The organism is Streptomyces sp. NPDC044044 (assembly GCF_056434405.1).
Window position 1 is genome coordinate 47,257 of the sequence record NZ_JBWKFG010000007.1, and the last position, 20,405, is coordinate 67,661.

Consider the following 20,405-nt stretch of genomic DNA (forward strand, 5'->3'; position numbering starts at 1 on the left):
CGGTTCAATCGGCAGGAACCGGTGACCCAGATTGTCCGCGATCCCGGCTTCTATGAGCCGAGCGATGCCGACGACTGTACGAGGTTCGGGTACTTCTGCCAGGCCCATGACCGCCCTTACCTGCACGAGGGCTGTGGGGGTGGGCCGCATCTCATCGCCCTGGACTGCCAAGAGCACGGGCCTGAGAACATGTGGCCGCAACCACTGATGCTGATGTTCCCAGAAGGGTTCGACCCCCTGCTGAGCGACGCGCAACTGGCCTGGGTGCGGGCGGAGGACGACGCTAACTAGGCATGATCCGAAACAGACGGCCTAGTTGGTGCGCACCGCCTGTCGACGATCAAGTTTTCCCCCAGGTTGGGCGGTTTGAGCGTCATGTAGTTCCCCACCTCGAATACTCCTAACTGGCCATGGGGAACGCGTAGTTCGGGATCGAGGGAGCTGGTCGTCGTGGAGCTGCCCATGTTCCCCGATCCCGTGGTTCGGACACCAGCCACCAGGCGATGACGAACAGGCCCAGCTACCGCCCCGACAAGCGCCCCAGGGACTCGAACGACAAAGACCGCTGGGGTCCGTCGTCGCGGCTTCCCTTGCTGGCTTCTGAGCGGCTCGAGCTGGCTTGTCAGAGGCATCCGCTAGCTTGCTGACCATGGGAAACTCAGGCGGATCATTGACGACCCGAGCCACAGGGGAACTGCACGGCCTCATGCGGGAAGCCGGGTTCACAGGCATCGACGACACGAAGGCGTTGGCGGAGGGCTGGCAGGTGACGGACTTCGCCGACGCCGGACGGCGCAGCCTGTCGACCCTCGTCCAGCAAACCGGGACACCGGCGGTCATGGTGTCCTTCCACGACAGCGATGTGGGGTTCATCGAGGCCCTCACGCCGGACGGCATCGGCTGGGAGGGCCTGCTCAACCGCGAGATGGCGGAGAGCTACGAGATACCTCTGGAGCCATTCCCCATCGAACCCGCCGTGGCTGGCGCCCTCGCCTGGTCGGCTGCTGTCGGACTGACACCCGATGAAGAAGCTGTCCGGCACACGCTCACCGGGTCGGCGCTGTTCGCGGAAGAGCTCTCCTCAGCCCTCTTGGCTGCTCTTGGGCTACCCGGCGCAACTTAGCCCTCTCAAGCCAGGGCCTGGAGAATTACGTGAACTTCCCCCTGCGGAATAGCGCAATCGTCCACACAGGTCCGCTGACTGGCCCAACCTCGGACATCAGAGGTTCTGAAGGAGCGGCTCCGGTCCTATGTTCCAGCGGTGTACGCAAACGTCAGCATCACGGGGGAAGCCATGCGTAGCACCATCCGGTATGCAGTCGTCGCCGTTCTTGTTGGTGGCTCCATCGCGCTCGCCGCGGCCACCGCCACCGCAGGTGACGAGTACTGGCCCAAAGGAGGCGGCGTCACTCCCGCGGGTAATGAGCTCTGGCCCAGCGGTACCGAGGTGGCTCCGGCCACTGACGGCGTTGACCCGGACTATCCGCTCACCAGCACCCTCGGGGACGAGTACTGGCCCAGGAACGGTGGGGTGGCTCCTGCTGGGTGGCCGGACTTCGAAGCGGGCACCCTCGGCGACGATTATTGGCCCAAGACTTCCGGCTGACACACCCGAGCCCGGCCAGTACACGTACGAGGACGAGTCCACGTACGCCGAGTACTACGTCGACGTCGACGAGGGCGGCCTCACGTCGTTCACCATCGCCTACGTGAAGATCGAGGACATCGTGACGATCCTCGACGCCCTCGAGCAGGCCCTCGCCGAGCACCGCGCAGCCTGACCTGGAAGAGGTGCGGTGACGTGGTACCCCTGGTCCGTATCGCGTCGCCTCACCTGCTCGGCAGAATGCAGTGCGTGCACTCCATCGCCGCGGAGCGCGGCCTGTTCGCTCGCCTCTCGACGAGGTGAGGTGACGTACCCAGAGCGACGAGAACGCATCACCTGACCTCAAGCCGAGGGACCTCCGTTCAGGTACTTCCGGGCTTCTTGCAGCAGGTCGTGCCGCGCCTGGCGCAGTTCAATCTGCGCTTCGCCCCTCGCTTTCAGTGAGGCAGCAGTAGTGGCGTAGACGAGGAACATGGCACGGATCCGTGTGTCGCCGCCCATCGGTATTCCACCGAGTTTCCATACGCCGGCCTGAATGCGAGATGCAATCGCTGCCAGGCTCTCAGGGCCCTCCAGCAGCACCATGTCCACGGCCCGCTCAACAGCGTCTTGAGCCGCATACATCTCGGCCATCATCGTCTGGACCTCCAGAGACAGCGGAGGATCGAGTTCGATGTTGGGGACTTTGTCCATCGCTTCGTCAGCTGCATCGAAGGCGTCTAAGAAGTGGCGGGCGGAGCGCCACAGCTCGGCATAGGCATCCCGCTGCGCTGTACGCCGAACAGCGTCCACGGCTCCGTGATACGCGCCGCGGCTCTGCACACGGCCCGCTTGCCACGCCGCGGCCGCGGTGACGAGGAGCGTCGGGGTAGCAATGAGCGCGGCTATGACTTCGGACTCCATGCGCGGAGTGTGGCAGGCCGCGACGCAAGGTCCGGCCCGTTTCTACGGTCCGCGGCCATGGTCTCGACTGCCGTACCGCCCCGCACTCGGATCGCTTCGCTCGCCGTCTGCGCCCGGAACATCGTCAACTCTGGTCTGTGCACGCGGACGTCCGGCGTCCCCGACTGGCTTGCCCGCCTGGATCAGCTCGAGCACCTGGCCGTGGTTCGCGCCCGCGCGCGGCGCGCCGTCCTCGCCCGCCTCGACGACGACGCCATCTGCGACCTGATGGTCCCGTCGTACCTGCGTACCGGCACCACGTACGTCCTGTGGACCGATACCCCCGGCGGATTCGCTCAGGACGTGCTCCGCGGGCTCAATACCGCGGCGGCCGGGCGGGAGCTCGAGTTCTTCGGGCCGCAGCGCCTGCGCGCCACCCGCGGCCGATGAGGAGAAAGCCGAGTCGCCGCGACGTTAGCGCCGCCTGCCGTCCTCTCTCCCCGCCTCGCCCCGGGCGCGCTCACCAGGACCGTGAATGACCGGTCTGGCGCCCGGGGCAGGCGAGGAGACGAGTGCTGTGAAGGACGACGGCGAACGGGGCCCACCGACGTGGTCAAGGCCATCGTCTACGAGCGGGACGGCGGCGTCTGCGTGCGCTGCGGGACGCGGAACGGGCTGACGATCCACTACCGCGTGAACCGCCGCATGGGCAGGGCCCGGGAGGAGTGGATCAACGAAGCCCACAATCTGCTGCTCGTGTTGCGTGGCACGATCTGTCTGCGCCGCAGCCAGTTGCGCAGGTGGTCGAAGTCGTTCAGGGCTCTGGCCACCGATGTGCGTCGACCACCTGCGACGACCGCCGACTCTGACCTGCATATTCGCCCCGGTCGCTGGCGCGTGATCCACTCCCGCATGCGCCAGCCAGAGTTCACGAAGACGAGGTAGATGCCCTTCGACTTCTCACCGCAGGTGACGCGACCCGCCCGCATCACTCGCCCAGGGCGATGACGACTATCTACGACTTGCCCTCGAAGAAGATGAGCCCCTTGATCGGGTGCGTAACGTCCTCGATGACCACAGGTGGAGCTTGTGGTCGCTCCGCATCCAGGTGTTTCCCGGTCTTGGTCCCGGGCGCAGAGGCCGGGTGGCGGAGGGCCTCAGACGGCGACGGAGAGCAGGTCCACCACGAAGATGAGTGTCGAGCCCGCCGGGATCAGCGGTGAGGGTGACTGGTTGCCGTAGCCGAGGCGCGGAGGAACGATGATCTCGCGTCGGCCGCCGATCTTCATGCCTCTCACACCGCGGTCCCATCCCTTGATGACCTTGCCACCGCCCACGGCAAACTTGAATGTCTGGCCCCGGTCCCAGGAGGTGTCAAATTCCTTTCCGGACTCGAAGGTGAGCCCGACGTAGTGCACCTGGACAACCCTGCCCGGCTTCGCCTCAAGCCCGTCGCCGACGACAAGGTCGCGGATGGTCAGTTCGGTGGGGGCCTCGCCCTCCGGAAGGTCGATCTCTGGCTTCGTCAGTTCACTCATTGCAGCCTCATTCGCTCGCCGCCAAACGGTGCGGTTGGTTGGTCATCCTTGCATCACCGCAGATTCAGCAGATGCATCCGCCACGGCCGCCGGCCCCGCGAACCTATGCCGTCAGAGCACCGGCGTCGTCCAGAGCACCAGCGTCGTGCCACAGCCGTTCGCTGAAGCGCTTTTCGATGTCGAGGCAGCCCTCTGCAGTGCGGGCATGGCCTTTCGCTCACGTCGGCGTGAAGAGATGTCCCCCATCCCGTCGTCCTGTCCAGCGCCGGGCGCTGGCGCCGGGCGCTACATGGATCCGGGGCAGCCCGGCCAGCCGGTGGGCTGGACGCGGCGCGGCTGCTGTGATCGGTCGATGGTCGGCGCCTTGCTTGCCGGGCGCCTCTGCTGCCAGGAGGACGGCGGGCGAGGTGCGGGGTGCCACGGCGGCGGCGGAAGGTGCCCGTTCTCGATCAGCGCCCGGCGTTGCTCCTCGCGTGCCGGCAGCTCTTCGTCCGGGATCGGCAGGTCGTCGGTGCAGTGCTGTGGCGCGATGACTCCGGCTGCTTGGAGGACTGGGCGCAGCAGATCGGGCTAGGCATCAGACTGGGCATCGGGCTGGGCTCTGGCGGGGTCGTGGCCGGGCCCCCGGCTCGCAGTGCGGCTGCACCTCACCGGCGGCGAGGCGGCTGAAGAAAGGCTGGCGGTCGTCCGGCCGCGGATCGAAGATCAATGCTTCGGCGCCATCGGCACCCCTCCCTCCCAGACACTGGGCCGGGTCAAGGGCCCAGCCTTCGCGGCCCCCGCCCTGAACGATGAACGGCCAGTCACCGGCTTGGCCGATGCGCCCGGCACAGCAGACCTGTCGCAGACCCGTGCCGAGTAGACCCTGCTGGATGCTCCCCGGCAGGTGAGAGCGGATGTGGCCTCTGCCGGCTCTTGGTCGGCCATGCGCTGGGCCACATGCTGCGCACTCAGACCACGTGCGCAGGCCACATGCGCAGGTGATGTACGCAGGTGATGTGTGCGCAGGTGACGTGCAGGTCGCCGGCGTTCAGTCTGCGGAGGTTCAGGTCTGCGGAACAAGCGCCATGCATCGGTGCTCCACGCAGGGCTGTCGGGCATGACCGCTGTCTCTCTTCGGGCTCTCGCCGGGCGCATGGGGGCCGGTGGGGCACAGCGGCAAGGAGCGCTTGTGCCCCACCGGCGTTCAGTGACCTACGGCCCGGGGGACCGTGAAGGCCGCAGTCATCCTGGATGCGTCGCAGGCCGCAGTGCGCTAACCGGGGGAAGTCCATCCACGACGGGCCCTGGTCCAGCAGCGGGTACGTGCCCGGGAAACCGCCGCTGGACGCCCCTCCCCCACCGCGGCGCGGCACGATGTCCTGCAGGGAGCATGCGTACCCCGTCTCGCAGGAGAGCGCACCGCACGCGGCCGGGTCGGCACAGAGGCCGGCTGCGCGTGTGCCGGTGCGCCCGGCAGGTGGCGTGCGGGGTCAGCGGATCTTCGTCAGCTCACCCTTGTCCTGGAGGTTGGCGATCCCCCTGGCCCAGAGGCTGTTGACGCGCTGGCGCTCCTGCGCGTTCGGGTAGGCGTTGGTGCACGAGGTGCCGGGGCCGCCGCCGGACATCAGCTCGCTGCACGGGCCCGAGTAGTGGTCGGGCAGGCCGAGCACGTGCCCCGTCTCATGAGCCGTCACCCGGGTGGAGTTGTACTGCTGGTTTTGCCGGTAGTCCAGGAAGATGTAGCCGTGGCCGCGCCCGTCGGTGGAGGCGTACGAGCCGCGCGAGTCGTTGCCCTCGCGGTATTCGAAGTCGGCGCTCGAGCTGGTCTCCTGGAGCTTCACGTTGCTGACGGAAGAGTTCCAGATCTGTGTGCTCTGCGCTATCTGGCTGCGGAAGCTCGGCGCCCTGCTCGTGCGGTAGCGGACGGTGACGACCTGGATGCCCGGCTGCGCCGCCTGCTTCTTCAGTGCCGACTTCATGACGGCGTCGAAGAACTGCCGGTTGGCGGCCTGATCCTCGGCGGAACCCGCGTACGCCGACGTGGCATTCGCGGAGGCGGGCCCGGCGGCGCCGGGCGCGGGCGCCGCGAACGCCGCGGGGGCGACGGCGAGCGAGCTGACCAGAGCGGCGGCGCCGAGGATGGCTTGGAAGCTGGTGCGGGATCTGTTCATGGGGGTGTGTCCCTTCCCGATGTCCGGTGGCCGGGTTGGCCGGGGCGGCCGGGAGCCCCGGGGCACGAAAATGCCCGGGGTCCCGGGACCAGGGGCCTGCGGGTGCCGCCTCCGGTCGGGACGAGTATCGGGAAGACGGGGCGTGTTCGTACCGATGCCATTCGGTGATAGCGGCAGAGCATCAACTGGTTTGCGCCGTAAGGAACTTGCCGCATCGCAGGCCCGGCTCCGCCTCTGTTGGAGAGGCCCGGTTCCGTCTCTGCTGAAGAGGCCCGGTCCGGTGGATGTCGCGCGCGCAGAGGTTCAGAAGTCCAGAGGTCCAGGAGGGTAGCGGCGGCGATCCTCGGGACGAGGATCTCGTAGAGACAAGGAGCGCTGACCATGCGGCGAACGCGAACGCCCGCGCCGGCCCCGGGGCGAGCGCGGCGAGAAGATGGTGCTGGCAGGGCCCAGGGCCTTGTGCGGGCCGTCCCTTTGAGGGGCGCTCCCCTGTCCGCACCGTCCATCAGCCCAGCGGGGGGGTGCGGTCCGGCGGTCAGAAGTCGGGTGCGGTGCACGGAGGGCGCGCATCGCGCACCAGTTGCGGTGCACTGCATCATCGCCACAGCCACGCATGGGCGTGCCGCATCCAGGACAGGACGCGCGCATGGCGGCGTGCGGCCGCGTTTCCGATACGGCTCTGCCGGCCGCGGGGCCGGTGCAATTGCCAGGCGAAGAAGCGACGGTGGGCCAGAGCCGCAACTCGCGCGCATGGCGCATGGCCATCCTCCGCCCCGTAGAAGAGACTCCGCGCGGGGAACACGCATCACCCCGCGTGAAGCCGCGCACGAGAGCAACTGCCGCCGCGGCCACCCCTCGAAGGGGGTGCGGTGCTACGCCCACGTACGGCAGCAGGGCCAGGACCGCGTGTCGTGGTCCTGGCCCTGCCCCATACGGACGCCGCCCTGCGGCGGCGGTACGTCAGCTCTGTGTACTGCCGTCGCTCGGCTGCCCGGCAGCCTCGGCCGTGCCCGTCTTCTCCCGCATCTTGCGCACCAGCTCCGCCTTCTGCTCGGCAGCACCCTGACGGTCGAGGTTGCGGTGCGGGCCGTTGTTCTGCCGCTCGGCGCGAGACAGCCTCTTGCGCTTGCCGCCGCCCATGCCCACGGGATTGTTGATGTTCTTGCTCACGGGTTCTCCCGAATGATGTGAAGTGATCTACGGATTCATCGGTGGAGGACGGGCCCGGCGACGCCGAAAGACGTCAGCAGGGGCCCATCACGCTCTCACTCGTAAATCAGCCTCTGGAAGAACATGCCCATGACGTTACCCGCTTCCAGCGGCCCCGCACACCAATTTTCCGCCCTCCCGGACACCAGGCCCCGCCCTACGCCAGCGCCCGGCGCAGGACCGGCCCGGCGGAAGACGGAGCCGATGTACCGGGCCACCGCGCCCTCGCTGAGATCCAGCCTCCCGGCAGTGCCCACGCCCGACATCGCTGATCCCAGGCAAGCAGCACCCCGCCACGAGGCCCAAGGGACAGCCAGACCCCTCCTGCAGTCCCCACCCGTCCCGGCATTTGACCTGCCTGGCACCCGCCGTACGTCAGCCGTACCGCAGCATCAGGACGCAGGACAAACCCACCCCGCCCCCACACACTCTCGACCGCCCCCCACCGATCCGCTCTCGACCACCCCCGTCCCCACCCATCCGCTCTCGCCCCCCACCCATCTCGGCCTTCTCCACGATCCGACTCTCGGCGCGATCACCCTCAGCTCACGATCACAACAATCTTGCCCCGGGGACGGCCCGCCTCCAGCTGCCTGACCGCGGCGACGGCCCCCTCGAGCCGATAAGTGCGGTTGCCCCCTTGACGCTCAGTCGCGGGTGACTGGCGATCTCGGTGTGGCCGTAGAAGACGATTAAGAGGACGCGCGGATAGGTCACCGGCGGCGGGCCGCGTGTCCCATCGGAGGATCACCCACGCTTCGCGGATCAGGCGCCGGACTACGATGACCGCGCTGGCGAGTGCTACCCATGCGGCCTGCACCACCGAACTGCGGTCAGTCACGACCGCCAGCGATTTGAACCCCCGCGTGTGCCAGGAGTTCGTCCGTTCGACAACCCACCGGCGAGTGCGGTTGATGGGTACGAACGCACCCTTTGGGGCGATCGGCCACCCGCAGCCCAGCTCGGTCAATAGGTCGCGGGTCACGCGCGAGTCGTAGCCGGAGTCCAAGTGCACTGTGATCTTGTCGGGCAGATGGAACCCAAAGCGTCCCAGGGTTTCCAGGGTGGGGCGTAGCAGCGGCGAATCATGCCGGTTGGCGCTGGCGAGCACGCACCCGATCGGGAGCCCTGTGCCTTCGACCAGCAGGGACCTCTTGAGCCCCGACTTTCCGCGGTCCACCGGCGAGGGACCGGTGTTCTCTCCGCCACCGGGGGCCTTCACGAGGCACCCGTCGGCGGCGAGGTCTTCCAGGTCCAGGCCGATGGCCTGGTCATAGGCATCGAGCGCGGCCTGGTGCAGGGAGGTGAAGACTCCGGCGGCAATCCACTCATCCCGCCGGGACCGCAGTGTTGTCGCGGATACCCGGTGGTCGGCGTGCTGTTGGTAGGTGCCGCCCAGCACGAGCCGGGCCAGGAGTTTGTCGAACACGATCCTGTCTGGGACCTGGGGGCGATGGCACCCCAGCGGGTGGGTGATCTGCCGGCGCGGGATCAGCGTATGGAACTGGTCCCACAGGGGTTCGGTGATGCAGGAGGGCAGGACGGGCACGTGACCTTCTGCTGGGCGAATGGCGATCGTGGGCCGTTCTCCAGGGCTGTGCCCGCCCGGCCGGAGAGCCGGGCGGGCACAGCCCCTGTTTGAGGTCAGCTGATCGATTCCGCTGTCACGGCAGTGGGCACGGAGATCCGCCAGGTGACGAACCCGGCCACGGCGAGTCCGGCGAGGGCCAGGAAGCTACTGGCGAGGAAGGGATCGGTGCCGTCCAGGGCGGGGGCGAACCCGATGCCCACGTACAGCGTGATCCCGGTGGAGCCGCCCAGTTGGTCGGCGGCTCGCTGGACGCCGGAGGCGATGCCGGCGTCCTCTTCGGTCACGCCGGTGACTGCGATGTACTGCAGCCCGACGATCCCGAGCCCCATTCCGGCGGCGATGAGCACCATGGCCGGAATCATCGCCAGGCCGGTAGCCCCGAAGTGCGAGACCAGGGCGATGGCTGCCATGGCCAAAGCAGTGCAGCAGATCCCGGCCAGGATGCAGAGCCGAGCACCCCAGTGTTTGAGTACCCGGGGAACCAGCACCGAGGCCGTGATCAGAGACCCTGCCAAGGGCAGCATGGTCACACCGGCCTGGAGCGGGCTGGCTCCCAACCGGTCCTGCAGGTAGTAGGTGAACAGCAGGAACGAGGTGGACAGTGCCACGCTCACCAAGGCGGTGGCAAGGTTGGCCAGAACCCGGGACCGGTTGCGGAAGAACCGGAGCGGCACGAGCGGATTGTGTGAGCGCCGCTCGACCCTGACGAACAGGGCTCCGGCCACGGCCGCGCCCACCAATGCCACCGGGGCAAGCCAGGACGCTGTGCCGTTCTCTTCACCTGCTTCGACGACCCCGAAGGTGAAGAACAGCGGGGCCGCGATCAGCAGGAACGATCCGGGAAGGTCCAACGGAGTCCTCCCAGCGGGCCGTTCGCCCGGTACGAGGAAAATCGCTGCCAGGAGTACGACCAGGACGAACGGCACGGACACCAGGAAGATCCACCGCCAGCCGAGGAGTTCGGTGATGAAGCCGGAGACCACGAACCCGAGGACGAGGCCGCAACTGGCGACGGCTGCCCACACGCTCAACGCTCGTGCCCTGCGTGGCCCTTCCGGGAACATGAGCACGATTACCGACATCGCGGCAGGAAGCGCGATGGCCTCACCGGCCCCCTGCAGCAGCCGGGCCGTTACCAGCAGAGCGAAGGACGGCGCGAGTCCGGCCAGCAGCGATGCGGCACCGAAGACTGTGGTGCCGAGCAGAAGGACGCGGCGCCTGCCGAGCACGTCGCCCAGCCGGCCGCCGAGCATCAACAGCCCGCCACCGGTAATCGTGTACCCGACCACTACCCAGGTCAGCGCATGACCATCGACGCCGAAGTCCGCGCCGATCGAGGGCAGGGCGACATTGATCACCGTCACGTCGACCGCGATGAAGAACTGCAGCACGGCCATGCAGCACAGCACCAGCCGTGCACGCACCGGGGACGAGCCGTCCCGGCACGCAGAGAGAATGCCTGAAATCACCAAGTGCTCCGTTGCTCAGAAGAAGTTCCGAGCAGCACCAACGTGCCGCTTCGGTTCGACCACGAAGCGACGACACGTTCTACAGAAGTGAGAGAGACGCCCCGCCGCTAGCGGAGCGTCCTCGTCACTGCGGCGCAAGCCGCGCACGAAGAAGCAGACATGGCGCCGATGCTACCGGAGCCGACGACAGAGTGATCCCTCTGTTTCCCGTCGCTCCGCCACGGTGCCGAGCTTCCCAAGCACCACACCTATCCGCGCGACCTCTAAGTCGCGGGAGCGGAGCATGACGCGCACGGTGCGGCCGATGAAGCGGGCCGGAACCGAGTAGCGGCAGACCCTCACGGCGATCATTCCGTAACGGCCGACTCGCGGCGTGAAGACGATGCCGGTCTCGAAACGAATCGCCTGGCAGGGGCAGCAGCAGCGGGGCCTCGCTGGCGAAGTCCTGGCCGATGGTGCGGATCCACATGCCACGACGCCACTTGTGGCACCGGGGTGAGGTGATCGCGACGGAAGCAGCCCGCCTGCCCCTCCACCCCGCCCTTCTCATGGGAGCCTCGCAGGCCCGGCTCACAGCAGAAGGGAGTGAAGGCGAAGTGTCGGGTGAAGGCGGTCCACTTCGGATGTTCATCCCGCGACCGGCTCCTGTGGATCACCCGGGAGACAGGGAAAGGTTGTCGTAGCGAATCTGTCCGCCCGGCACCCCGCCCAACATCCGAAACGCATGGACGTGGCCGTCCAGGAATGCCTCCTGCCCGCAGGAGGTGGTGATCTGGTGGGCGGCCTTGCCCGAGTAGGCCAGTCGGAAGGCGAACACGTAGCACTGGTCCGCTGGCCGGCCAAGTCCACCCGTGCCTCGCCGAAATCGACCTCGGCGTCCATGCCCGGCCGGTTGTGCCGGTTGATGAACCCGGCCGCCGGCGCTGCTCCCGCTCGCTCCGCGATCTCCCGGCGCCGCCGCGACGCATAGTCCCAGACCCTGGTGTAGGCGATCTCGGCGTCGAGCTCTTGCTGCAGCCTCGCCGTGATGCGCTGCCCGGTGTGGCGCTGTTTGGGCGGCGCGTCCAGGTCCTGCAGCAGCCACTCGTCGATCGTCGTCTTGAACGGCTCGAGCCGCGGTGACTTCCGCACCGGCGTTCTGCGGGCAGGCGGCGTCGCCGAGGTCAAAGCCCCCCGGACCAGACGACGGTGAACACCGTACTTACGAGCCAGAGCCCGTACCGACAGTCCATTCAGTCATGAGTCACGACGGATACGCAGGAACAGCTCTTCCTTCCATTGATCCACCGGCCTCGCCCCCTCGTGGCACCCCTTCGCGAGGGTCCCACCACCGGGACAGAGCTGGGGCCAACTCAAGCCGGAACAACCCCCCGAACACTCCAAGGCGCCCTCCCTCTGGGGCCACTTCAAGCCGGAGAAGTGGAGCCGACTCAAACCGTTAAAGCACACGGGTCCTCGCAGAAATCTATGTTCCCAGCCGGCGTGTAGGCCAGCAGCGTCTGGGAGCCGTCCTGCAGCGTGCGCGACCGAGCGGGCGATCCTGCGTGGGTTCGCGTGTGCTTACACGCCCTGTGACGTGAAAGTGGTGGGTGGAAGTGCTGCCATGTCCTTCGCGGGCCGTGACAGGTGCAGTTCGGTGTGGAAGTACCCGTCGGTCTCCCTGCCCTGAGGATCCTCCCCGGCGGCAGTCACGGCGGTGATGGCGTACCGCTGCTCATGCACGCTCGTGAAGCGGCGCTGCCGATAGCTCACAGCAGCCGCTCTCTCGGTGATGAGGCCGTGCGGTGTCAGCCCGTCAGCGATGTGCCGGTAGGAGCCGGTGCGCAGAACGAATGCCGCGATCCACACCTGGTCGCCTGCGGCGGCAAGGAGCGGTTGAAAGGTACGTGGGGACAGGAAGCTCGCTCCGCCCGTGACGGTGACCAGAAGGACCTGCTGGACCGCGCGTAGGAGAGCGGGGGTGGGCGCAGCCGCTTCGAGGTTCTCGGCGAAGCCTTCGTCCAGCAGGCCGACGGCGAGAGCGTAGGAGATGGCGTTCGCAGCGATGTCGAGCCCGATCATCCGGTGTGCGTCGGGACGTCGATGGGCCGCGTAATAGGCACGGTCCCACTCGATCAGTTCTGCTGTCGTGAGTGCCGCGGCCTGTGGGGAGGTGTAGTGGGCGTACAGGTCCTCCAGAGTGAGGTCGTGGTTGAGGAGGGCCGCGTTGATCCCGTACGAGCAGCAGATGTCCAGCACCGTGAGCGGGGCGGAGGCACGGGCTGCGGCCACGCGCCGCAACACCCTCTGCGCATGGTGAGGCGTCTGATAGTCCCAGCGGCCCAGCAGGCGGTAGAAATGTCTGGGATCTGGCTGGTCGTACACCTCGTCGAACGAGGTCATCTCCGTCTGGCCGCAGCCAGCCGGGCCGCCCGGTAAGCCACTTTCCAGGTTTCCCTGGCTGTGGTGGCGCATATGAGTCATCGCAGTGTCCCTTCCCTGACTGGGGCCGCCCGCATCCCGGCAAGGAGTACCGCTCGACCCAGGCGTGGGGAAGGGCGCATCTGCAAATCCAGCCATACGCCCATGTCACGTCTGGAAGGCCTCGGAGCAAATCCACCATGGGGTAGGCGCCGCCCGGCTGGGGCGTTCGTCTCGGATCCGGCGCGCCGTGAGCGCAACTCGCGCCGCGGCGACAGCCGATTTACTCCGGAAGGGACCGGAAAGGGAAAGGAGAGCCCCGCGCTGCCTGCCGCACGTGCCCCAGCCCGTGGTGACACCTATACGAACTGCACGACGAGCAGCGCCCTTCGTCAACGGCCGAGCCAGCAGAGAACTGCGGGAGCTCATCGCCTCATCGGTTGGTGGGTGAACGCTGTTCGCGCGGTCACGCAGAGGCAGTTCCCGCTTGCGGACACCACGGCCGAAGAAGGCGGGGTAGGCGAGGCACCGGCGGTCGTGGAACAACGCCGTCAGGGCCCACGAGGTCAGCGAAGGGCGCGGCTGTGGTGGCGCGTTGAGGCGTGATGCCGTGCTGTGCCACGGCTTGGAATTCCGGCTCGGCCCGCGGGTCCAGAAGATCGTTGCAAAGGACCGCGCCCCTGGAACGCGTGGAGGGGCCCGAGTGCCGTACTGGCACCCGGGCCCCGAAGGAACTGCTACACCATCTGCCGGCCCTGATGCTGCGCCGGCCTTCTGTTTCCGCTGCCCCGGCCTGGAAGTCGCCGGGATTGCGGGGATCGCGGTTGCTTGACCGGAGACCACCTCACTATCGATGTCCTGCGGTACCCGGACACAACACTCCGCCCGGGCGATCCTGATGGCGCTCGGCTCCTCCGTTCTTCCCTCTTGATCAACTACTTACCGAAGGGGGACTGCATACTGCTGGTACTGCGAACTGCACCTACGGATACTGCCGGTGATGCGAACTGCTGGTGGCCTGACCAAGCGTCACCCTTCGGCAGCCAGCCCCGTCGCCTCTCCTGCATCTGCTCTGGCTTAGAACCCCACTGCCGAACCTCCCGATGCGCGCGCCCGCAGCCGACGCCTTCACCGAGGTACCGCTCACTTGCCTGCACTGCTGGGTACTGCGACTTTCACTTGCGGGTACTGCGGTCCTGCTCGTGGCGGCCCCTGATCACTGCGAGCCACCCGGTCCGGTCGTCAGTCCCGTCGCCGTCCTACAACTGCTCTGGCTTCGCAACTCCACCACCGCACCGTCCTGCGTACTGCACTTGCGGGTACTACTGCCCGGCAGTTCATCCCTGCCGGGCCCTGCTGTCTTTCTGGCTACGAGAGAAACCATAACCACACCACCACCCAATGTCTACTCTCGCCACGATAGATTTTTGCGTGCTCGACAGTGAGCTAATCGGCCTCGACTGGCTACGGTGCACCTGCCCCCTCCCCGCCACAGCGACAGCCGGGGCCCCGCCAAGCGCCCGGCGAGCGCCACGACAGCGCTCCCTCGACATCCCGCCGCGCCCCAGCCCCTCCGGGAAGCCTGCGAGAGTGCAGCGCTGCCTCTCCTCACGGAATGTGTGCCTGCTCCCACTTCTCCGCCGCAGAGCCACCCCCGCGCGCCCCGCACCGCGTCCTCGCACTCGGAGGAGCGCGGCTGGACCCACGAGCGGTACCGGCCGGGCGTGCTTGGATGGGCCCGTGGCCCAGACAATCGATACACCGTTCGTCGGCCGGACAGCCGAACTCACCCGGCTCACCGGCGTACTGGAGCGGGCCGCGGTCGGCGACCCGCGCGCCGTCCTTGTGGCCGGGGACGCCGGCGTCGGCAAGACCCGCATGCTGACCGTGGCCGCGGCGCACGCCACAACCCTCGGCATGACCGTCCTGACCGGCCACTGCGTGGACCTCGGGGACGTCGGCCTGCCCTACCTCCCGTTCACGGAGATCCTCGGTGCGGCTGCCGCCGACGAACGGCTCGCCCCGGCCTTCGCCGCGTACCCCGCGGTGGAACGCCTGATCGGTACGGCAGCGGGAGCGGGCCCCCTGCCCGACGCCGGCAGCCGCCTCCAGCTCTTTGAGGGTATCGCCGGCCTCCTCGCCGACCTGACGGCCCTGACCCCACTTCTCCTGGTCATCGAGGACCTCCACTGGGCGGACCAATCGTCTCGTGACCTGCTCCGCTTTCTGCTCAGCCGGGGTGTCCTACAGCGGCCCACGCCCGGCGGCCCGCCCCACCGGCTCGCAGTCTTCGCCTCGTTCCGCACGGACGACCTGCACCGGCGCCACCCGCTGCGGCCGCTGCTCGCCGAGCTGGTCAGGCTGCCCGCCGTCGACCGACTCGAACTGCACCCGCTGGCTGACGCGGACGTGGCCCGGCTCGTGCACGCGCAACGCATGGGCCCCCTCTCCGAGGCAGCGGTTCGCCGCATCGTCGACCGCGCCGAGGGAAACGCCTTCTACGCCGAGGAGTTGCTCGCCGCGCTGCCCGAGGACGGCGAGGGCCCGGACTCGGCCGCCATGCCCAGCGGCCTGGCCGACGTCCTGCTCATCCGGATCGAGCAGCTGACCGAGACTGCCCAGCAGGTCCTGCGCACGGCGGCAGTGGCAGGGCGCCGGGTCGGGCACGACCTGCTGCGTGACGCCGTGCAACTGCCGCAGGAGGAGCTGGAATCGGCGCTGCGCGAGGCAGTCGGTCACCAGCTTCTGGTGACCGACGACGCCGCGACGTACTCCTTCCGGCACGCCCTCACCCGCGAGGCCGTGTACGCGGATCTGTTGCCCGGCGAACGGGTCAGGCTGCACGGGGTGTTCGCTGCGCTCCTCGCCGGCGAGGACCGTCCGGCGAACAGCGCGGCGGAGCGAGCCCATCACTCACGCGCGAGCCACGACCTGGCGGACGCGCTGGCGGCCTCCCTCGAAGCCGCAGACCACGCCCAGCGCCTCCGCGCACCCGCCGAAGAACTGCGCCACCTGGAGACCGCGCTCGAACTGTGGGCCGTGGTGGACGCGGCCGCGCACCCCGAGCACAGCGACCCGGTCACTCTGACCCTGCGTGCCTCAGCCGCCGCCGCACGCGCCGGGGATCCCCATCGAGCGGTCCAGCTCACCCGCTCCGCGCTCGCCCGGGTCGGCTCGGAGGCCGACTCCGAACTCGCCGCCCGTGTGCGCTACACCCTCGCGGGCAACCTGATGCGGATCGACAATCTGGAGGCCGCCTTCGCGTACAGCAGCGATGCGCTCGGGCTGATCCCGGCCGAACCGCCTTCGCGCACCTGGGTGTGGGCGGCCGCGACCCACGTCATGGCGGCCCGTTACGTGGGCCGTGACGAGGACGCCGCACGCGTCGCCCGGCAGGCCCTGGACATCGCCGAGAGGCTCCGGCTGGCTGACGCCCAGGCCGATCTGGTGATCTCGCTGGTCGGTCTCGAGGCGCACAACCGGCGTACTCCGCAGGGCCGGGAGCGGCTGCTCGGAGCCCGTGAGCTGGCCCGCACCGCCGGAAACTTTCAGGTGGAGATGCGGGCCCTGTACAACCTGGCGATCGGTTGCCACGAGTGCGGCGAAATGGACTCGTGCCTGACCTGGATCAGCGACGGACTCGACCGCGCCCGCCGTGCCGGCCTCCTCTCCTCGCCGTACGCCGTGGAGTTGCGCTATCTGCAATCCCTGCTGCTCTACACGCTGGGTCGCTGGGACGAGTGCACGCGAACGGCCGCCGACGATGTCACCCTCCTCACGGCCGCGTCCGGGTTCGCGACCGCACCCGCGCTGTACGTCGCTCTGGCGCGCGGCGAGTTCGACGTGGCGGTCGGCGGCTCCCGCGCACTGCTCGACGGCCCCCCGGACTGGATGGCCTCGCTCGTCGCGAGCATCGTGCTCACCGACGCCGCGGCGCTGCGCGGTGACGCCGAGGACTGTGTACGGCAGCTGGGAGCCGCGGTCGACGCACTCACGGAGGGCTCGGTCAGGCCCGACGCCGTGGTCCGGCTGGCCGCGCTCACCTTGTCAGCCGTCGCGGACGCGGCGGAGGAGTCACGCCTGGCCGGCGACGCGCCGAGCACCAGTCGCTGGACGGACATCGCGGCCGAGCTCGTAGAGCTGGCCCGGACCACGGCGGCCCATGGCAAGGACGGCACTGAGCAGGGACCCGAGGGCTTGGCCTGGCTGGCGCGCGCCCAAGCCGAGGGAGTACGCGCCGCTACCGGCCCGGACGTCGCCACCTGGGAGCGGGCCGTGACCGCGTTCGGCTACGGCGAGCCATACGAACTCGCCCGGTGCCGACGGCGGCTCGCGGAGGCCCTGCTCACCGTCGGCCGCCGCGAAGAGGCGGCCGAGCAGGTACATGCGGCCCGCAACACGGCCGTGCGGCTCGGCGCCGTACCGCTGCGAGAGGCACTCGACGCCTTGGTACGACGCGGCCGTCTCGCCGACGTACCGGCCGCCGGGAAGCGTATCGCCGACCTGACCTCCCGGGAGAGCGAGGTGCTGCGGCTGCTCGGCCGCGGGCGGACCAACCGTCAGATCGGCGAAGAGTTGTACATCAGCGGCAAGACGGCAAGCGTCCACGTCTCCAACATCCTCGCCAAGCTGGGTGCCGCGAGCCGTACCGAGGCCGTCGGCATCGCATACCGCGAGGGCCTGATCGAGCCGGAGACCAGCGCGTCGGGCTGAGCAGCTTCCGTCGCTTCGGGACGGTGCCAGAACCGCAGCTCGTCGATGGCCGAGCACGACGCCGACGCGGGAACCGCGACGGCGACCCGGACGCGCACCGCATTCTTCGCCCAGCGGCAACGCAGCCTCGACGAGCGCAGCCTCGACGAGGGCCACAACCGCGGCTTCGCCCTCGGCCGCCGACTGCGGTGCGAAGCGTGTCTGAAGTATCAATAGGGTGTCCCCCATGCCTGCCACGCTGAGTTCCACGAAAACCGCTGCCGCGCTCCGCAGATCTGCGCGGGTCTCCGTCGAGTTGCTGCTGGTTCTTGTGGCCGCCGCGGTGGCCCTGTGGGTTCTGGGTCGAATGTGGTCGGTCGTCTGGCCGCTCATAGTGGGCCTCTTGCTCACCACACTGACATGGCCCGTGGCCAGCTTCCTCCGCCGGCGCGGGTGGCCCGCCGCCCTGGCCGCCTCGGTGGTGACCGTACTGTTTCTTCTGGTCGCTGCGGGCATCGTGGCGCTGATCGCGGTGCCGGTGGCGTCCGAGTCCGGAGAACTTGCCGACGGCGTGGCCGACGGCGTCGAGAAGCTGCGCGAGTGGGCCGCCGGACCGCCCCTGAACATCAATGACGCCCAGATCTCAGGCGGAGTCGACTCGGCGACCTCCCGCATCAAGGGCAGCGTCGGCAGCGTCGTCACCACTCTCTTCACCGGAGTGAGCACCGTGGTGGACGGTGTGGTGACCGCGGTCCTGGCGCTCTTCCTGATGTTCTTCTTCCTCAAGGACGGCCCGCGGTTCCTTCCCTGGCTTGGCCGCCAGCTCCCCGGCCGGCTCGCCAACGACGTCCCGATCGTGGCGGCGCGCAGCTGGGACACTCTGGGCGCGTTCGTACGTTCCCAGGCCTTCGTCGGGCTGATCGACGCGGTCCTCATCGGTCTGGGCCTGTGGATCCTGGGTGTGCCGCTCGTGCTCCCGCTGGCGGTGCTGACCTTCGTCTCCGCTTTCGTGCCGATCGTAGGTGCCCTGTTCGCCGGCTTCGTAGCAGTGCTCATCGCGTTGGTGTCCAACGGTCTGACAGACGCGCTTATCGTGCTGGCGATCATCGTCGTGGTGCAGCAACTCGAGGGCAACGTGTTCCAGCCGATAATCCAAAGTCGCGGGCTGGGTCTGCATGCTGCGGTGGTCCTGCTGGCAGTCACACTGGGCGCGAGTCTGGCCGGCGTCGTGGGCAGCCTGCTCGCGGTACCGGCAGCCGCCCTGATCGCGGTGGTCTGGAACTATCTGCGCGAGCAGCTCAGCGACCCGCCGCTGGAGCCGGAGACCGACGGCCCGCATCCTGGTGCGACGGTCCCGTCGTAATTCCTCCTTGGGCCCTGTAAGGGGGCGAGTAGCTGCGACCGTGCCTACTTGCGTACGTGGAAGCGCAGCATCGTGACCCCGCCCGACTGGACGTTGCTGAACGGTTCCAGGTCGATCCGGTCGAGGCCCGGCGGCGTGAAGCGGACGCCGTCGCCGAGCAGCACCGGCAGCACGTACACCAGGATCTCGTCGACGAGGCCGCGCCGCAGGCACTGGGCGGCCACGTCGGCGCCGAGGATCTCCAGGTTCTTGTCGCCGGCGGCTCGGCGTGCCGTGGCCACGGCTTCCTCGATGTCGCAGGTGAGGAAGGTGACGTTGGGGTCCGGCTCGTTGGGCGGGCGGTGGGTGAGGACGAACTGTGGCCCACCGTCGTAGTCGGTGTTGTCGTCGGACATGCGCTTGCCGACCTCGTACGTCTCCCGGCCGATGAGCATGGCGCCCGTGGCCGCCATGACCTCCGGGAACGTCGCCGACGTCATGTGCTCGAAGACCCAGTCCATCGTGTGGCCGGGACCGGCGATGAACCCGTCCAGGGACATCACTCTGTTCACGACTACTTTGCCGGTGCTCGCATCCGTCATGCGTCTGCTCCAAGCAGGTGGAGGGCCGGGATTGCATCATAGGTCGGTGAGCAACATCTTCTCCGGCGGCAGCCACGAGCTGGACCTGTCCAATGGTGCCACCGCGGTGTTCATCGACGTGCTGATGCTGGCCGTGTCCGATCTCGCCTCCGAGGACTGGGACTTCCGCTTCGCGGCGCTGCTAACCCTGCAGGACCAGAACGTCATGGGGCGCGGTGCCGTCGGGTTCGACCTGACGGAGTTCGACTGGGGTGCGACGGAGCGGGAGCGCGCCCGCGCGAAGGACTTCGTGCTGCGTGCCACAGCACTCGCGGCGAGCGGACATCGCTGGAGCGAGCTGGACTACCACCCGCCCCGCGTGCATGACTACCTGCACTGCTTCACGGCCATGGTGGAGTCCTGCACCCCGCCCGCCGACAGCAGTGCCGTACGTGGCTTCCCCGGCCCGGACGAAGCCGCGATGGCCTCGTGCGTCCACCACCGCGTCCTCAGCGCGCCCCCACTCCAGGACGGCTGCTTCCTCTGCAATCGGCCGCACTCCTAGCCCGGCTCGATTCCGCACAAGGCGTGCTCTGCCCCGCGAGCTTCCCGCCTCACGCATCGGTCTACGGCTTCTTGCTGTGCGGGAGCAGAGCCGGAGTACTGGACCACGTTCGGGGCCAGTTGCGCCGCCTGGTGCGGCGCCGCATGGGGACCTCCCCTCACGGGGTCGCAACGGTCATCGACAGCCAGTCGGTCAGGGCCGCCGAGACAGTAAGCCGTGCCCTCCGGGTACGACCCCGGAGAAATGGTCCCGTCTTCGCTCGCGCCGAACAGCCAGCGTCCGTCTGGCGGGACCGACAGTGCAAGGACCGCACCGTTCCCGCCGGTCAGCTGGATCGTGCGCGGGTGTGGGTGGCCAGGTCCTGCACGTACGGCCGG

Annotated in this window: 17 protein-coding genes and 1 pseudogene; 9 read left to right on the top strand and 9 right to left on the bottom strand. The window is 68.4% G+C overall.

What is annotated here, in order from left to right:
• Positions 1-21: 21 nt before the first annotated feature.
• From AC07AG_RS25755 to AC07AG_RS25765, 3 genes are all read left to right on the top strand, one after another.
• The gene (locus tag AC07AG_RS25755) at positions 22-291 is read left to right on the top strand and encodes a hypothetical protein (RefSeq protein WP_478758011.1); all 270 of its coding nucleotides are present in this window, start codon (positions 22-24) and stop codon (positions 289-291) included.
• Between the two features lie 415 nt (positions 292-706).
• Positions 707-1,123 (top strand): hypothetical protein, encoded by a 417-nt coding sequence (locus tag AC07AG_RS25760; protein ID WP_478758012.1) that lies wholly within the window; start codon positions 707-709, stop codon positions 1,121-1,123.
• Between the two features lie 403 nt (positions 1,124-1,526).
• Positions 1,527-1,781, top strand: a complete 255-nt coding sequence (locus AC07AG_RS25765) for a hypothetical protein (protein WP_478758014.1) — start codon at positions 1,527-1,529, stop codon at positions 1,779-1,781.
• Positions 1,782-1,948: 167 nt separating this feature from the next.
• Here the strand turns inward: AC07AG_RS25765 and AC07AG_RS25770 are convergent, their stop codons facing one another.
• Positions 1,949-2,509: a hypothetical protein gene (locus tag AC07AG_RS25770; protein WP_478758016.1), complete on the bottom strand. Its 561-nt coding sequence runs from the start codon at positions 2,507-2,509 to the stop codon at positions 1,949-1,951.
• A gap of 57 nt (positions 2,510-2,566) precedes the next feature.
• Here AC07AG_RS25770 and AC07AG_RS25775 point away from each other — a divergent pair, with 57 nt between their 5' ends.
• Both AC07AG_RS25775 and AC07AG_RS25780 read left to right on the top strand, forming a co-directional pair.
• A complete protein-coding gene (locus tag AC07AG_RS25775; RefSeq protein WP_478758017.1) occupies positions 2,567-2,938 on the top strand; it encodes a hypothetical protein in 372 nt (123 codons plus the stop codon).
• A 159-nt stretch (positions 2,939-3,097) separates the two neighbouring features.
• On the top strand, positions 3,098-3,433 hold the full coding sequence (locus AC07AG_RS25780) for a hypothetical protein (RefSeq protein WP_478758019.1): 336 nt from the start codon (positions 3,098-3,100) through the stop codon (positions 3,431-3,433).
• 212 nt (positions 3,434-3,645) lie between these two features.
• On the opposite strand, the gene AC07AG_RS25785 is transcribed toward AC07AG_RS25780, so the two are convergent.
• The 7 genes and pseudogenes from AC07AG_RS25785 to AC07AG_RS25815 form a co-directional block, all read right to left on the bottom strand.
• Entirely contained in the window at positions 3,646-4,026 is a 381-nt protein-coding gene (locus AC07AG_RS25785; RefSeq protein WP_478758021.1) for an FKBP-type peptidyl-prolyl cis-trans isomerase, read from the bottom strand.
• A 1,472-nt stretch (positions 4,027-5,498) separates the two neighbouring features.
• A complete protein-coding gene (gene snpA / locus AC07AG_RS25790; RefSeq protein ID WP_478758023.1) occupies positions 5,499-6,179 on the bottom strand; it encodes a snapalysin in 681 nt (226 codons plus the stop codon).
• Between the two features lie 960 nt (positions 6,180-7,139).
• Complete coding sequence (locus tag AC07AG_RS25795; protein ID WP_478758025.1) at positions 7,140-7,349, bottom strand: DUF6243 family protein; 210 nt, start codon at positions 7,347-7,349, stop codon at positions 7,140-7,142.
• Between the two features lie 763 nt (positions 7,350-8,112).
• Positions 8,113-8,937: pseudogene (locus tag AC07AG_RS25800) on the bottom strand (IS5 family transposase); the annotation flags it as partial.
• 95 nt (positions 8,938-9,032) lie between these two features.
• Positions 9,033-10,376, bottom strand: coding sequence for an MFS transporter (locus tag AC07AG_RS25805; RefSeq protein WP_478758027.1), 1,344 nt, complete (start codon positions 10,374-10,376; stop codon positions 9,033-9,035).
• Between the two features lie 243 nt (positions 10,377-10,619).
• Positions 10,620-10,922: a Mu transposase domain-containing protein gene (locus tag AC07AG_RS25810; protein WP_478758028.1), complete on the bottom strand. Its 303-nt coding sequence runs from the start codon at positions 10,920-10,922 to the stop codon at positions 10,620-10,622.
• A gap of 1,086 nt (positions 10,923-12,008) precedes the next feature.
• A complete protein-coding gene (locus AC07AG_RS25815) occupies positions 12,009-12,902 on the bottom strand; it encodes a hypothetical protein (protein WP_478758030.1) in 894 nt (297 codons plus the stop codon).
• A 1,686-nt stretch (positions 12,903-14,588) separates the two neighbouring features.
• On the opposite strand from AC07AG_RS25815, the gene AC07AG_RS25820 reads away from it, so the two are divergent.
• The 3 genes from AC07AG_RS25820 to AC07AG_RS25830 are packed head-to-tail and all read left to right on the top strand — an operon-like array spanning position 14,589 to position 18,903.
• Positions 14,589-17,561 (top strand): helix-turn-helix transcriptional regulator, encoded by a 2,973-nt coding sequence (locus AC07AG_RS25820; protein ID WP_478758032.1) that lies wholly within the window; start codon positions 14,589-14,591, stop codon positions 17,559-17,561.
• A 45-nt stretch (positions 17,562-17,606) separates the two neighbouring features.
• Positions 17,607-17,777, top strand: coding sequence for a hypothetical protein (locus tag AC07AG_RS25825; RefSeq protein WP_478758034.1), 171 nt, complete (start codon positions 17,607-17,609; stop codon positions 17,775-17,777).
• A 10-nt stretch (positions 17,778-17,787) separates the two neighbouring features.
• Positions 17,788-18,903: an AI-2E family transporter gene (locus tag AC07AG_RS25830; RefSeq protein WP_478758036.1), complete on the top strand. Its 1,116-nt coding sequence runs from the start codon at positions 17,788-17,790 to the stop codon at positions 18,901-18,903.
• Positions 18,904-18,947: 44 nt separating this feature from the next.
• Here the strand turns inward: AC07AG_RS25830 and AC07AG_RS25835 are convergent, their stop codons facing one another.
• Complete coding sequence (locus AC07AG_RS25835; protein WP_478758037.1) at positions 18,948-19,484, bottom strand: dihydrofolate reductase family protein; 537 nt, start codon at positions 19,482-19,484, stop codon at positions 18,948-18,950.
• Positions 19,485-19,530: 46 nt separating this feature from the next.
• Between AC07AG_RS25835 and AC07AG_RS25840 the strand changes: the two genes are divergently transcribed.
• Entirely contained in the window at positions 19,531-20,028 is a 498-nt protein-coding gene (locus tag AC07AG_RS25840) for a hypothetical protein (RefSeq protein ID WP_478758039.1), read from the top strand.
• Positions 20,029-20,405: the final 377 nt, after the last annotated feature.

Coding starts and splice junctions, on each gene's coding strand:
- AC07AG_RS25830 (WP_478758036.1), top strand. CDS start 17,788: ATGCCTGCCACGCTGAGTTCCACGAAAACCGCTGCCGCGCTCCGCAGA.
- AC07AG_RS25825 (WP_478758034.1), top strand. CDS start 17,607: ATGGCCGAGCACGACGCCGACGCGGGAACCGCGACGGCGACCCGGACG.
- AC07AG_RS25785 (WP_478758021.1), bottom strand. CDS start 4,026: ATGAGTGAACTGACGAAGCCAGAGATCGACCTTCCGGAGGGCGAGGCC.
- AC07AG_RS25815 (WP_478758030.1), bottom strand. CDS start 12,902: ATGCGCCACCACAGCCAGGGAAACCTGGAAAGTGGCTTACCGGGCGGC.
- AC07AG_RS25835 (WP_478758037.1), bottom strand. CDS start 19,484: ATGACGGATGCGAGCACCGGCAAAGTAGTCGTGAACAGAGTGATGTCC.
- AC07AG_RS25760 (WP_478758012.1), top strand. CDS start 707: ATGCGGGAAGCCGGGTTCACAGGCATCGACGACACGAAGGCGTTGGCG.
- AC07AG_RS25805 (WP_478758027.1), bottom strand. CDS start 10,376: ATGGCCGTGCTGCAGTTCTTCATCGCGGTCGACGTGACGGTGATCAAT.
- AC07AG_RS25770 (WP_478758016.1), bottom strand. CDS start 2,509: ATGGAGTCCGAAGTCATAGCCGCGCTCATTGCTACCCCGACGCTCCTC.
- snpA (WP_478758023.1), bottom strand. CDS start 6,179: ATGAACAGATCCCGCACCAGCTTCCAAGCCATCCTCGGCGCCGCCGCT.
- AC07AG_RS25775 (WP_478758017.1), top strand. CDS start 2,567: ATGGTCTCGACTGCCGTACCGCCCCGCACTCGGATCGCTTCGCTCGCC.